Annotated in this window: 13 protein-coding genes; 5 read left to right on the forward strand and 8 right to left on the reverse strand. The window is 44.2% G+C overall.

Annotation, left to right across the window (positions count from 1 at the left end):
• Positions 1–13: 13 nt before the first annotated feature.
• From AC1DQW_RS16150 to AC1DQW_RS16165, 4 genes are all read right to left on the reverse strand, one after another.
• Complete coding sequence (locus tag AC1DQW_RS16150; protein ID WP_477455040.1) at positions 14–463, reverse strand: acyl-CoA thioesterase; 450 nt, start codon at positions 461–463, stop codon at positions 14–16.
• A 7-nt stretch (positions 464–470) separates the two neighbouring features.
• Positions 471–1448 (reverse strand): electron transfer flavoprotein subunit alpha/FixB family protein, encoded by a 978-nt coding sequence (locus AC1DQW_RS16155; protein ID WP_477455041.1) that lies wholly within the window; start codon positions 1446–1448, stop codon positions 471–473.
• A gap of 41 nt (positions 1449–1489) precedes the next feature.
• The gene (locus AC1DQW_RS16160; RefSeq protein WP_477455042.1) at positions 1490–2233 is read right to left on the reverse strand and encodes an electron transfer flavoprotein subunit beta/FixA family protein; all 744 of its coding nucleotides are present in this window, start codon (positions 2231–2233) and stop codon (positions 1490–1492) included.
• 193 nt (positions 2234–2426) lie between these two features.
• The gene (locus AC1DQW_RS16165; protein WP_477455043.1) at positions 2427–3311 is read right to left on the reverse strand and encodes a helix-turn-helix domain-containing protein; all 885 of its coding nucleotides are present in this window, start codon (positions 3309–3311) and stop codon (positions 2427–2429) included.
• Between the two features lie 156 nt (positions 3312–3467).
• Here AC1DQW_RS16165 and AC1DQW_RS16170 point away from each other — a divergent pair, with 156 nt between their 5' ends.
• Entirely contained in the window at positions 3468–4691 is a 1224-nt protein-coding gene (locus AC1DQW_RS16170) for an OmpP1/FadL family transporter (RefSeq protein ID WP_477455044.1), read from the forward strand.
• A gap of 18 nt (positions 4692–4709) precedes the next feature.
• Positions 4710–6038, forward strand: a complete 1329-nt coding sequence (locus AC1DQW_RS16175) for an SGNH/GDSL hydrolase family protein (RefSeq protein ID WP_477455045.1) — start codon at positions 4710–4712, stop codon at positions 6036–6038.
• A gap of 119 nt (positions 6039–6157) precedes the next feature.
• On the opposite strand, the gene AC1DQW_RS16180 is transcribed toward AC1DQW_RS16175, so the two are convergent.
• On the reverse strand, positions 6158–6427 hold the full coding sequence (locus AC1DQW_RS16180; RefSeq protein ID WP_477406307.1) for a CHC2 zinc finger domain-containing protein: 270 nt from the start codon (positions 6425–6427) through the stop codon (positions 6158–6160).
• A 714-nt stretch (positions 6428–7141) separates the two neighbouring features.
• Here AC1DQW_RS16180 and AC1DQW_RS16185 point away from each other — a divergent pair.
• Positions 7142–7504, forward strand: coding sequence for an RNA recognition motif domain-containing protein (locus AC1DQW_RS16185; protein ID WP_477455046.1), 363 nt, complete (start codon positions 7142–7144; stop codon positions 7502–7504).
• A gap of 101 nt (positions 7505–7605) precedes the next feature.
• Here AC1DQW_RS16185 and pckA read toward each other — a convergent pair whose 3' ends face one another.
• The 3 genes from pckA to AC1DQW_RS16200 are packed head-to-tail and all read right to left on the reverse strand — an operon-like array spanning position 7606 to position 11024.
• A complete protein-coding gene (gene pckA / locus AC1DQW_RS16190) occupies positions 7606–9174 on the reverse strand; it encodes a phosphoenolpyruvate carboxykinase (ATP) (protein WP_477455047.1) in 1569 nt (522 codons plus the stop codon).
• A gap of 6 nt (positions 9175–9180) precedes the next feature.
• Entirely contained in the window at positions 9181–10017 is an 837-nt protein-coding gene (locus AC1DQW_RS16195; protein ID WP_477455048.1) for a sigma-70 family RNA polymerase sigma factor, read from the reverse strand.
• Positions 10014–11024, reverse strand: coding sequence for an NAD-dependent epimerase/dehydratase family protein (locus AC1DQW_RS16200; protein ID WP_477455049.1), 1011 nt, complete (start codon positions 11022–11024; stop codon positions 10014–10016). Before AC1DQW_RS16200 ends, AC1DQW_RS16195 begins: the two co-directional genes overlap by 4 nt.
• A 383-nt stretch (positions 11025–11407) precedes the next feature.
• Here AC1DQW_RS16200 and fbp point away from each other — a divergent pair, with 383 nt between their 5' ends.
• A complete protein-coding gene (gene fbp / locus AC1DQW_RS16205) occupies positions 11408–12457 on the forward strand; it encodes a class 1 fructose-bisphosphatase (protein WP_477420650.1) in 1050 nt (349 codons plus the stop codon).
• A 12-nt stretch (positions 12458–12469) separates the two neighbouring features.
• Positions 12470–12943: an Lrp/AsnC family transcriptional regulator gene (locus AC1DQW_RS16210; RefSeq protein ID WP_477455050.1), complete on the forward strand. Its 474-nt coding sequence runs from the start codon at positions 12470–12472 to the stop codon at positions 12941–12943.
• Positions 12944–13095 lie beyond the last annotated feature (152 nt).

Here is a 13095-nt window from a genome sequence, read left to right on the forward strand (position 1 = left end):
GGGCGATGATTGGCTATTGTTTAGATTTCGGAAAATCTTCAACATAGTCGCTGCTACGTGGCGAATCCAAAAACAAGCTACTCAACTCAACGGGTAATACGGTTAATCTTCGTTTTTCCAGGTCAATCCATGCGCCGTCTGTGATAATCGTGGCGGCTTTTATACCATCGCTACGATACAACTCGTGTTTGATGGTCCAGCGCGATCCATCTGCTCTTGAGCGGGTAATTTCACAGCTTACTGTAACGTAATCGCCAAGCGCTATTTCGCGTAAATAAAAAAGCTCTTCCCTGAAAAGCACAGGGCCTACCTTGTAGCCAAAAAGCTTTACGGGATTTAAGCCTACTTTTTCGAGCATGTTTAACCTGGCCTGCGCGGCAAGATCGGCATAGGCCGAATGTCTCATGTGCTGGTTAGCGTCTATTTGTGACCAAAGTACCTGGCCTTCATAAAAAACGTGCATACTATTATTAATGATGTTGTTCTTTAAACTTTTTTACCGATGCTGCCAGCTTTGGCAAAATCGTGAGGGCATCGCCTACAACGCCATAGTTGGCAGCTTTAAAAAATGGCGCCTCGGGATCTGAATTAATTACAACAATGGTTTTTGAGCCATTAACTCCTGCCAGGTGCTGTATTGCACCTGATATGCCTACGGCTATATAAAGATCGGGGCGGATTGAACCGCCTGTTTGACCCACATGCTCATGATGGGGGCGCCAATGTGCATCGGCTACAGGACGTGAACATGCCGTTGCAGCACCAAGTTCTTTGGCAAGATTTTCTATCAGTCCCCAGTTTTCGGGGCCCTTCATGCCACGACCGCCAGAAACTACAAGGGTAGCATCACCAAGGGGGATTTCCCCGGTGACCTTATTTACAGCGGTTATTTTTATTCCAAAATCCTTTTCGCTAAAATGTAGATCCAGTTTTTCAACCGTTGCTTTACCGGCTGTTTTATTTAACGGGAAGGTATTGGGCATCAGCATAATTACTTTTATATCGCTCGCTATATTAACCCAGGCAAATGCCTTGCCCGAGAAGACAGATTTTTTTATCGCGAAACCTTTGCGCTGATCAGGATAGGAGAGTGCCCCTGCCACCATACCGGCTTTTAATTGTGCGGCTACCCTGGGAGCAACCGCCCGGCCGTTAATATCGTAAAGAGCTACAATGATCCTACTATCTTCGGCCTGTGCAACTTTTACCATAGCGGTGGCATAAGCCCTTGCATGAAGTTCATCAAGGCGACTATCGGCAATATGGATTACTTTACCGGCCCCATAGTTGCCTAAAGCTTCCATTTCCGCATCGGCAATGGTCCCTAAAACAACAGCGGTTACAGTAGTGCCTGTTTGCTGCGCTATTTGGGCGGCATACTGCACGGCTTCAAAACTTTTCTTTTTTATATTTCCCTCGGTATGTTCTACCAATACAATTACAGACATATGGGTTTAATTTAGTTAGATGTTATGCCAATAGTTAATATTTAAATGGCTTTGGCTTCGGTATGGAGCAATGCTACCAGTTCGTCCATATCATCGGCGCTTACTAATTTTACACCTGCTTTGGCGGGCGGTAATTCATAAGATAGTATCGCGGTTAAAGGGGATACAGAAGCGGGCACAACAACCTTTAAAGGGCGTGTGCGTGCGGCCATTACGCCCCGCATATTGGGGATCCGTGCTTCAGCCACTCCTTTCTGGCATGAAATTACAAGAGGGAGGTTACAGCTATCGGTTTCTTCCCCGCCTTCAATTTCACGGTTTACAATAGCAACACTACCTTCAATTTTTATACTTGTTGCAAAACCGATATACTCCATGTCGAGCAGTTCGGCAAGCATAACACCTGTAGTGCCATTGTTATAATCTATTGATTCCTTGCCGCACAATACCAGGTCGTACCCAACACTTTTAGCATAATCAGTAATATATACAGCGGTTTGGTACGGGTCATTACTTTCGGCGTCAATCCTTATGGCTTCATCGCCTCCTAATGCAAGCGCCTTGCGCATTACCGGTTCTACATCGGCCTTGCCAACGGTTATCAGATGGACTTCGGCAGCAAGGCCACTTTCTTTTAACTCTATAGCGCGGATGAGTGCATACCATTCATCATAAGGGTTAAGTATATAGGTAGTGCCCTGGCCGTCAATGGCGGTATCATTATCTTTTAATATTATTTTGGTTGTGGTATCCGGCGCCTGGCTAATGCACACTAATATTTTCATAGCGTCTGTAAGTTTTTATACTGGTAAATAATTACAGGCCATTAAGGCCCCATAATGTTTTGATAGCAAGTGCTACCTGGTTTAATAATCGGGGGTAAAATTAAAGGCGATGCCCGCTGCCGAAAAGGGCGGCAATGCGGAGATATTAGTCAAAAAGTCGGAAAGAAAAATAGTGGCTATAGCGTAGCCTTAATTAGCGTGGAATAGCCATCCGGTAATCTGAAGGCGATAAACCCGTTTGCTTTTTGAAATATTTACCAAAAGATGATTGGTCTGGAAAATGAATGGCATAAGCTATATTAGCTACGCTGATCTCCTGGTTCCTTAATAAAACTTTTGCTTCAAGAATTACAGCATCATCTATCCATTCACCTGCAGTTCTGCCGGTTACATCTTTTATGGTTTCTGTAAGATGTTTTGATGATACAAACAGGGCATCGGCGTAATATTGTACGTTGCGGTGTTCTTTATAGTGATGAAAAACCAGGTCCTGGAAAAGTACATTCAATTCCTGCTTGCGGTTTAGTTTTCCTTTAACTATTACATGCTGCTTTTCATAAATAGAGCCTACTTCATATAATAGTGTGATGAGTATGCTCCTGGCGATCTCCATTCGGTAAGGGTGGTCCTGCCTGTCGAGCTTTTGTTGTAACAGTACATAAATTTCGAGCAGCATTTTAGCATCCTGATGCTCGGGATATATTACGGGTAATGATGCACTTTTAAAATAGCTGAAAGATTCAAGGAAATGGCTGTTTACATTGTTTTCTGTAAGGAAGGCTTTTGAAAAAACAATAAACCTGCACAAAAAATCGGGGCTGCTTTGGTAAATTCTCAATACATGAAAAGGTGTAGCCAGCAGCATGGCATCGGGTTTGGCATCGTAAACCTGCAGGTTTACCTCTACCTGGGCGGTTCCGCGTGTACAGATGCCTATAATATAGCCATCGGAACGGTAAGGATATTCGCTTAAGCTTAATAATTGCTTTTCGTCTGTTACAAAAAACTCCGGGCCGATAAGTTTGTCTGCATACAGATCCGCAAACTTTGATAAACTGAGTTGTCCTATTTTCTTCATTTACAGCTTAAAAAGGTCTAAAAGTTCTACAACCGACTTTTTGACTAATATCTCCGCATTATAGCCCTTTTTTTCATTGTTTTACGCAGTAATTTTAATTTTTAATTAACAACAGGAGCAATCCCAACGCTGCCTGCAAATTATACCAATTAAATTATGAGAAAATTATTACTCTTCGCATTCGCGTTATTACCGGTATTTGCGTTTGCACAAGGGTTCCAGGTTAACCTGGAAGGCCAGAAACAGATTGCAATGGGGCACACTGGCACCGGTTTGGTGCAGGATGGAGCATCCGTATTTTTTAATCCCGGGGCTGTTGTTATGCTGCCCGGTAACTACATCCAGGCCGGATTAAGTCCGCTTGTATTTAAGTCAGTTTTCAACCCAAATGGTACATCGACCCAGTATCACACTGCCAACGAGATTGCCACCCCTTTTAGTTTTTACGCCGCGGTAGGCCCTAAATCGTCCTGGTGGAAACTGGGAATGGCTGTTTATACCCCTTTTGGCGGGCTCACCGACTGGGGACACGACTGGGCCGGGAAATATTCGCTGGAAAGTTTGAACCTTAAGGCAATCTATTTCCAACCTACCCTAAGTGTTAAAGTAGCTAAAAATTTGAGTATAGGCGCAGGTTTTGTGTACAACCGGGGTATTGTTGACTTAACCCAGGCTATCCCGATATCAAATCAAAACGGGCAGGACGGGCAGGCCCAATTAAAAGGAGCAGGCAATGGATATGGCTGGAACGCCGGTGTTTATTATAAACCATCTGAATGTTTTACTGTTGGTTTAACGTACCGCTCAAAAGTAAAAACCACCATTAATAATGGGGATGCCATTTTTACCGTACCCGCTTCCCTGAAAACCAGCTTTCCTCAGCCTAATACTTTTAGTGCTTCCATACCTTTACCGGCAACTACATCTCTTGGTTTCGGTATCTATCCTAACAAAAAGCTCATACTTGCTTTTGATGTTAACTACGTTAACTGGAGCGTTTATAAGCAACTGGCATTTAATTATACAACCAATACTGCTGCATTACAGGATACTTATTCTCCGCGTAACTACAAAAACGCGGTGTCGTTAAGGGCAGGCGGCCAGTATAAGGCCAATAATAAATTTGATATCCGCGCCGGCGGGGGGTATGCGAGCACTGCCGTTCGTGATGGTTATGTTACCCCCGAAGCACCTGATGCCAACCGTGTATTTTTAACAACAGGTTTGGGCTACCACGCCACCCGCCATATTGATATTGACTTTAGTTTTGAATATGAACACCTGATGTCGCGGACACAAACTAATATCCAGTCGCAATTATCAGGCACATTTAAAACCGATGTATACATCCCGGGCATTTCTCTTGCTTATCACTGGTAAATCCTAAACAACAAACAGATGAAGACTTTTAAACAATATAGCTACCGTTACCTTTTTATCCTCGGATTATTAGGCCTTGCAGCCTGCAAGCCCGAGATTAATACTTTTAAACCATCCAAAGGAAATGCTGATTTTTCACGATATATATCCATTGGTAATTCATTAACCGCGGGTTATGCCGATGGCGGATTATATCGTGAGGGGCAGTTAAACTCGTATCCGGGCATAATTGCCAAACAAATGTTAACTGTAGGTGGAGGGGCGTTTACCCAGCCACTTTTTACCGCCGACCAGGCAAACGGTTCTGGTTACGTAAAACTCAGCGGCTTTAATGCTGATGGAACGCCCATCACTACCGCTGTTACCACAAACCTTGCTGTAAGGGGCGTTTTGGCAGTACCTGGTTTTGGCGATGTTACTTTATATACCAAATATGCCGGCGAACTCAATAATTACGGCGTATCGGGCATAAAATTACTACATATAGCCTATGCTCCATATGGTAATCTTAATGGTTTTTTTGAGCGCCTGTTACCCGGGAACGCACCAACCAATAGTACAACCTATCTTGATTTTGTTACCGCGAAACCTTTTACCTTTTTCTCCAACTGGCTTGGTTATAATGATGCGCTGCTATATGCTACTTCTGGCGGCGCCGGTGATGTACTGACAGATAAAAGCACCTTTGCGCAGTTATATAATGTGCTTATCAACAAGCTTACTGCAAGCGGTGCAAAAGGCGTAGTAGCAACCATACCTGATGTTACATCGGTGCCTTATTTTACTACCAAAACTGTAAATGCAATTTTGGCCGGGGTTAAAAAGGTTAATCCTGCTGTTACTGCGATTTATGTTAATGCCCTTGTTTCGGGCACTACCTATGCACCAAGGGCGGCTACAGCATCCGATCTTATTATACTCTCTTTTCCAACAAGTATGATAGGGCAAACCGTATCGACACCATACGGAAACCTGCCGTATGGCCTGACTCCATATACCCCCATTGATAATAAATATGTGCTCGATCAAAATGAAGCCGCGATGACCCTTGATTATGTGAACTCCTATAACGCAACCATTAAATCAGTTGCTGCGGCCAAAGGCCTGGCTGTTTTTGACGCTTTTGCCTTCCTGAATAACATAAAACAATCCGGTTTACTTATTAATGGGATAAGTTTAAGTTCAAACTATATTAGTGGAGGTATTTTTTCGCTGGATGGGGTACATTTAACGCCAAGAGGCTATGCTGTTGTGGCTAACCAATTTATCAGCGCTATTAATAAACAATACAATGCCAATATTTCCCAAACCGATGTGTCATCATATAGCGCAGTAAAGTTTCCCTGAGGGTAATTATCAAACGATATGTTAAAGCCATCATTACTAACCAAAGTTTAGTAATGATGGCTTTATAGTTTAAAAAGACACTTAAAACTAATTAAAACAGAGGCCGGCTGCTGTTTTAATTAGTTTTTTTGCATCGTGATCAGCTGTATTGCTTCTTCCCGTGTTTTGTTCTCTATTGCCATCACGAATTCTACAGGGCCTCCGCCCTTACCGCAGCCAAAACACTGGAAAATATTTTTCTCAGGAGAAACCATCAGTGAGGTTGCCAGGTCCTTATGGAAAGGACAGCGCCCTTTTAGGTTTTTGCGGCTTTCCTGGAGTAGTATATACTTGGAAATAATTTGAACAAGGTCTGCCTGGACTGGTAAAATAGAATGATCTGAAGACATAAATTAATAAGTAGTATCCCTGGAAAACAGGAAGCGAAATTACCTTTTATTGCTGGCAGCAGAGTGGATTTTTTGAAAAAAAAATACCAGGTGTTTACATCGTGGTTTCTATAATCAAAATAAAAGCCCCCTAAGCGCTCGCCGCCGGGGACTTTAAACCTAAACCTTATCACAATGGTAAGCAGAGAGCTTACCTATAGATTTTGTAAGTATATAGAATCAAATTGTAAAAATCAATAGGCATCAAAACATTGATTGTTTTTGTGTGTGCGAACGCCACTTTAGTGATTGGGTATAATGAGGTGGCAAATGGTAGCAACACTATTGATTATAGGTGTTTGCGGTGTAAAACAAGCTGATTTGCAGCGGTGTAATAACTACATTTATTAAAATCGTACCCTAATTAGTGTTTTACTTATCTTTACGCGAACGAAAATGTATTTTTGTAACAATTGCGTGACGGTTATAGCCCGGTTTAGTGTCAGCATGATAGGTAACAAGTGTTTTTTGAGATGGATGATACCGCCAGAGAATTTTTTTGAAACCTGAACAAGAACAAATAATACAGGGAGTTTTTTTAATGAATTTTCACTAAACATAACGCAGGGGCAAGCGTGGTACTTATGGTTTATTATGTTTAATTATTTCTGGTTGGCAGGATACTATTCCCGGCTATTTAAGTAGATTTATATGATAAACGCCTAAAATTATAATATGGTAAAGTTATTTGTTGTGGGCATCCCACGAAACATGCAGGAAATCGCACTGCTGGAGTTATTTATGACCGAAGGTCAGGTAGAAATGGTGAAAATTGTCACAGATATAGATACAGGTGAAAGCAAAGGCTATGGTTTTGTACATATGACCGATCAGGCAAGTGCGGATAGGGCAATAGCTGCTTTTGATGGGATGGAGATAGAAAACAGGCAGATTAATGTAAGGATAGCTGATGATAAAAGGGCAGCCGCGAATAAGCCGGCCCCGTTTGCCCCTAAACCCAGTTTCGAATCGCCCGGTTATCAGAAAGTTGAAAAGCCGGACGGTTCAGTAAAGAAAAAACGCCCGAGACGGGCATGATAAATACCTTAACCTTTAAGCAAGCTAAATCTCAGATAAAACGCTTCGTGAAGATCAATCAGCAAAAACAATAACTTTTATCTTAGCCTGTAACTGAATTACTATATTGCATCAGCCAATGATAATGGCAATTGATCATGATATGGTTTAAAATTCTCCCGAAATTTATCAGCCAATCTCCCCGCAATAAAATCATAGTCCTGTTTATTGGCCCAGGTATCCCTTGGATTTAAGATGGCCGTAGGAACGCCGGGGCAGCTTTCAGGAATAAAAACCCCGAAAACCTGGTGGGCGCGGTACGGCACCATCTCTAACTGACCGCTGAGCGCTGCAGAAATCATGGCCCTGGTATATGCTAAGTTAATCCGGCTACCGGTTCCATATGATCCGCCCGACCAGCCGGTGTTTATCATCCATACCCTGGTTTGGTGTTTTTCGAGTTTTTCCTGTAGAAAGGTGGCGTAAAAGTTGGGGTGCAGTGGTAAAAATGGCGCCCCAAAACATGCACTAAAAGTAACTTGTGGTTCAATTACGCCTTCTTCTGTCCCGGCAACTTTAGCAGTATAACCGCTGATGAAATAGTACATAGCCTGTTCATGACTTAGCCTGCTCAGGGGCGGGAATACGCCGTAGGCATCGCAGGTTAGAAAAAACAGGTTTTGGGGAATCCCGGATAGGGCCGGGGCCTTTGTATGTGGTATAAAGTGTAAGGGGTAACTCACCCGGGTATTTTCTGTGATCGCTTTACTTTCAAAATCAATGCGGTTAGTGCCACTGACAAAGCAGGTATTCTCCACCAGTGCTCCTGTGTGAATAGCCCGAAAGATCGCCGGTTCGCGCTCTTCAGAAAGGTTGATGACTTTTGCATAACAGCCACCCTCAAAGTTAAAAATGCCCTTATCATCCCAGCCATGTTCGTCATCACCTATCAGCCTGCGTGATGGGTCCGAACTCAGGGTTGTTTTACCCGTTCCACTTAAGCCGAAGAACAGGGCGGTGTCGCCTTGCGGCCCTTCATTGGCGCTGCAGTGCATGCTTAACACCCGGTGCTCAACCGGTAAGATGAAATTAAGCACGGTAAATACCCCCTTTTTTATCTCGCCGGTATAACCGGTACCTCCTATGAGGATGGTTTTGTGAGTAAAAGAGATAATGGTAAAATTACTTTGCCTGGTGCCATGCTTTGCAGGGTCGGCTTTAAAGCCTGGCGCATGGATAATGGTCCAATCGGGCTCAAAGTTTTCCAGCTCTTCAATAGCAGGAGCGATGAACATATTGGCTGCAAAGTGGTTTGATGAAGGATTTTCGTTGACTATACGTATGTTGATGCGGAATGCCGGGCTGGCGCAGGCATAAGCATCCCTTACCCATATTTCAGATTGCTGGTTTAGGTAAGCAATCAGGTCACGCCGGAGCATTAGAAAGGATGACACAGCTATCGGGTTGTTAAATTTATTCCAGTCGACGGTTTTTTTCGTCAGCGCATCTTTTACAATAAACTTATCTGCCGGGCTGCGGCCGGTAAATTCCCCGGTGCAGATTACCAGCGCTCCGGTATCGTTTAAAATACCTTCCTTCCTTTGCAGCGCTTGTTCTACCAATTTTACAGTTGGCAGCTGGTAATTTATCCTGGCTTTCAGTGATAGCTTTTGGGCAATATGTTTTACCATGATTATTTAAATTATTTTTGTGTTGCGAAGTTTATGCAGTGCCTGATTACGAATTTGCCTCACGCGTTCCCCGGTGAGCCCTAAATGCCTGGCAATGTCTGCAGATGTTGCTTCCTCATTCCCGGAAAGCCCAAAAGACAGGTCGATCACCGAGCGCTCCCGCTCATTTAGCCGGGACAGGAGCAACTTTATCTCCAATGAAGCGTCTTCTGCCACCAGGGCTCCATCGGTACAGTTATCCTTTTCAAACAGCTGCTCGTGAAGTGAATATTCGTCTTCATCTCCGAAAGGCGCATCCAGGGAACTGATCCATGCTGCTACAGATAAAGCGTCGTTAACCTTTTCCGGCGACGTAGCCAGGTGTTCGGCAATCTGCTCTGCCGAAGGTTTGCGCAAGGTTTCCTGTTCTACCGCGGCAATCGCTTTATTGATCTTCGAGATATCGTGGATCTTATTCATCGGCAACCTAATCATACGCGAATTTTCTGTGAGGGCCGCCAGGATACTCTGCCTTATCCACCATACCGCAAAAGAAATAAATTTGAATCCCCTTGTTTCATCAAACTTTTTGGCCGCTTTAATCAGCCCGAGGTTACCCTCGCTTATCAGGTCGCACAGCGGCATGCCCTGGCGCTGGTATTTCTTGGCTACAGAGACCACGAAACGCAGGTTGGTTTTAACCAGCCGGTCAAGCGCCGCCTGGTCGCCCTCTCTAATCCGCTTGGCCAGCGTTACTTCTTCCTCGGTGCTTACGGGGTTTAACCTGCTCAGTTCATGCAGGTAGGTTTCTACCGCGCGACTTTCCCGGTTAGTTATGGTCTGGGTTATCTGTAATTCTCTCATGCTTCATCTATGCGGGTAAAAACATAATTATCATCTTTGATCCATGTCTCCGCTGTTTCTGTCGACTTTTTTTTCTGCTCCAGGTTTTTCAGCATTTCCTTAACCATCATATCAAGATCATATTGCGGCCGCCAGTTCCAATCTGTGCGGGCGGGCAGGTCATTGATACTTGCAGGCCAGCTATTTGCAATGGCCTGGCGACTGTCGGGCAGGTAAGTTACCCCGAACTCAGGGATATGTTTTTGGATAGCTGCTGCCAAATCACAAGGGGAAAAGCTCAATGCAGAAAGGTTATAAGAGGTACGTATTTTAATTTGCCCGGCGGGCGCTTCCATCAGTTCCATTGTGGCACGTACAGCGTCTGCCATGTACATCATCGGCAGGCAGGTATCTTCCTGCAGGAAACAGGTATAATGCCCTTTTTCAATGGCCTGGTGAAACATATCTACCGCGTAATCTGTGGTGCCGCCACCCGGAGGGGATGTGGAGGAGATGAGGCCGGGATAGCGCAGACTGCGTACATCAAGGCCATATTTATCAAAATAATACCTGCACCAGTATTCGCCTGCCCGTTTGCTGATGCCATAAACTGTTTTTGGCTCTGTAAGGGCTTCCTGCGGGCAAAGGTGCCTTGGTGACCCGGGACCGAATACAGCAATGCTGCTCGGCCAGAATACTTTATCCAGCCGCTGGGAAATGGCCACCTTCAGCACATTCAGCAAACCATTCATGTTAAGTTCCCAGGCTGTATGGATGTGCTGTTCGCTGCTTGCCGAAAGCATGGCTGCCAGCAGGTATACCTGGGTGATGCTTTCTTCACGGACGAGTTGTGTTAATGCATCTATATTCAAAACATTCAGTTGCCGGTAAAGGCCTTCATTCGGGCTGCCGAAAAAGCGGTCGGCCGCAATGACATTGTTACTGCCGTGCCTCAATCTTAAGGCACTTGTCAGTTCGGTCCCGATCTGTCCGCAGGCACCGATCACCAGGATTTTTACAGGTCTCATTGGTTTAATAATAGTTATAATTGGTTGGTCGGGATGTTGAGCATCCTTAATAATGTAAAGGTTGGGTTATTTGGTTTCTGAAACTATAGGGTGATTTATATTTAGAAAAAAGAACTAAAAAAACGACTATTTGTGGCTGATAAGATTAAAAGAGCGCTGAATTTGCACCGGTTTTAAAAAAAACGGCTATAACCCTGTGTTTACTGTCAGAATAACAGGTTTATAATATTGCCTATTTTACACTTAGTATCCCTTGGCGGATATCGGTTATTTAGTGCTAAATGAAATATTTTGTGCTTAAATATTGTTTTTTAAGGATATAAGTGCTTATATTGGCTGAACCAATTAGTATCAATAAAAACGTAAACCATACACTAAGTCATATGCCGGTAGTTAAAACTTTAGGACAATTTATCATCGAAAAACAAGCCGATTTTGCATACGCCAAAGGGGAGCTTTCCAGGCTTTTGCGCGACATCGGGATCGCTGCCAAGATCGTCAACCGGGAGGTAAATAAAGCCGGCCTGATGGATATACTGGGGCAGGCGGGCAGCATGAATATCCAGGGAGAAAGCCAGCAGAAACTGGATGTTTTTTCTAATGAACAATTCATATCTGCGTTGTCAAGCGGTGGCGAATGCTGTATCGTAGCATCAGAAGAAAACGAGGATATCATCCGGATAGATACCGAGGTGGCAAACAACGCCAAATATATCGTAGCTATCGACCCATTGGACGGTTCGTCCAATATTGATGTGAATGTGCCCATTGGTACCATCTTTTCAATTTACCGAAGATTATCCCTGGAAGAACCGGCCACCCTGGCCGATGTACTGCAACCAGGTACGGCACAGGTAGCGGCCGGGTATATAATTTACGGCTCATCTACCATGCTGGTTTATACCACGGGGAAAGGCGTAAACGGGTTTACGCTCGATCCATCCATCGGTGAGTTTTGTTTATCGCACCCGGATATGCGGATTCCTGAAGATGGTGTCATCTATTCTATCAATGAAGGGAATTATGTACATTTCCCTAAAGGAGTGAAGCAATATATCAAGTATTGCCAGGTGGAGGATAAGAGTACCAGCCGGCCTTATACTTCGCGCTACATTGGCTCAATGGTGGCCGATCTGCACCGCAACCTCATCAAGGGCGGCATCTTTATTTACCCGGTTACATCTGCTGCGCCTAATGGCAAACTGCGCCTTGTTTATGAGTGTAACCCAATGGCTTTTATTTTGGAGCAGGCCGGGGGCAGGGCAACCAATGGTACAGACAGGATACTGGAGCTTGATGTGCAGGAGCTGCACCAGCGTTCACCAATTTTTATTGGTTCAGTTAATATGGTAAAAAAGGCCGAGTGCTTTATGCGGGAGGCTGGGGTGCTTTCTTTTAATGACGCGGAACCTTTTTTAACAAAAGCATCATAGCTTATACCCATCATGCAGAATAATCAACTCGACGATACCGATATTGCTATTATACAACTATTGCAGAAAGATGCGCAAATAACACATAAGGAGATTGGCTACCTGCTGCATAAAAGTGTTACCCCCATTCATCTTAGGATAAAGCGGCTGGAGGATGAAGGATACATTAAACGCTACGTGGCCATTATTGATCCTAAAAAGGTTGGCCGGGGCCTTATTGCTTATACGCATGTACAGTTAAAGGAGCACTCACGGGATGCGTTGCTGGCCTTTCAGCAGGAGGTGGTTAAGCTGCCCGAAATTATGGAATGTTACCATATGACCGGGATTTTTGATTTTTTGCTCCGTATAGCCATAAGTGACATGAACGAATACAATGTACTGCTGATGACGAAGCTGGCCGGATTGCCGGATGTTGGTAACATGCAAAGCTTTTTCGTATTGTCGGAGGCAAAACAGGAAACCGCTTATCCTGTGCATTTATAAAAGTGCCCCATTATACCCGGTTGATAAATCCGTGGTTTATACCCTGGATAAGTCTGGATTTGGTTTGTCATTCCCTTCTTCATAGTCTCCGGATTTTACCTTGTGACATGATCGTTGTTAAGTTCTAAACCCAACACATCATCCTCATTTTT

The organism is Mucilaginibacter sp. P5_A4 (genome assembly GCF_056400605.1).

What these genes read in the sequence shown, in the direction of transcription:
- AC1DQW_RS16150 (WP_477455040.1), bottom strand. Translation starts at nt 463, where the DNA reads ATGCACGTTTTTTATGAAGGCCAGGTACTTTGGTCACAAATAGACGCT.
- AC1DQW_RS16155 (WP_477455041.1), bottom strand. Translation starts at nt 1,448, where the DNA reads ATGTCTGTAATTGTATTGGTAGAACATACCGAGGGAAATATAAAAAAG.
- AC1DQW_RS16160 (WP_477455042.1), bottom strand. Translation starts at nt 2,233, where the DNA reads ATGAAAATATTAGTGTGCATTAGCCAGGCGCCGGATACCACAACCAAA.
- AC1DQW_RS16165 (WP_477455043.1), bottom strand. Translation starts at nt 3,311, where the DNA reads ATGAAGAAAATAGGACAACTCAGTTTATCAAAGTTTGCGGATCTGTAT.
- AC1DQW_RS16170 (WP_477455044.1), top strand. Translation starts at nt 3,468, where the DNA reads ATGAGAAAATTATTACTCTTCGCATTCGCGTTATTACCGGTATTTGCG.
- AC1DQW_RS16175 (WP_477455045.1), top strand. Translation starts at nt 4,710, where the DNA reads ATGAAGACTTTTAAACAATATAGCTACCGTTACCTTTTTATCCTCGGA.
- AC1DQW_RS16180 (WP_477406307.1), bottom strand. Translation starts at nt 6,427, where the DNA reads ATGTCTTCAGATCATTCTATTTTACCAGTCCAGGCAGACCTTGTTCAA.
- AC1DQW_RS16185 (WP_477455046.1), top strand. Translation starts at nt 7,142, where the DNA reads ATGGTAAAGTTATTTGTTGTGGGCATCCCACGAAACATGCAGGAAATC.
- pckA (WP_477455047.1), bottom strand. Translation starts at nt 9,174, where the DNA reads ATGGTAAAACATATTGCCCAAAAGCTATCACTGAAAGCCAGGATAAAT.
- AC1DQW_RS16195 (WP_477455048.1), bottom strand. Translation starts at nt 10,017, where the DNA reads ATGAGAGAATTACAGATAACCCAGACCATAACTAACCGGGAAAGTCGC.
- AC1DQW_RS16200 (WP_477455049.1), bottom strand. Translation starts at nt 11,024, where the DNA reads ATGAGACCTGTAAAAATCCTGGTGATCGGTGCCTGCGGACAGATCGGG.
- fbp (WP_477420650.1), top strand. Translation starts at nt 11,408, where the DNA reads ATGCCGGTAGTTAAAACTTTAGGACAATTTATCATCGAAAAACAAGCC.
- AC1DQW_RS16210 (WP_477455050.1), top strand. Translation starts at nt 12,470, where the DNA reads ATGCAGAATAATCAACTCGACGATACCGATATTGCTATTATACAACTA.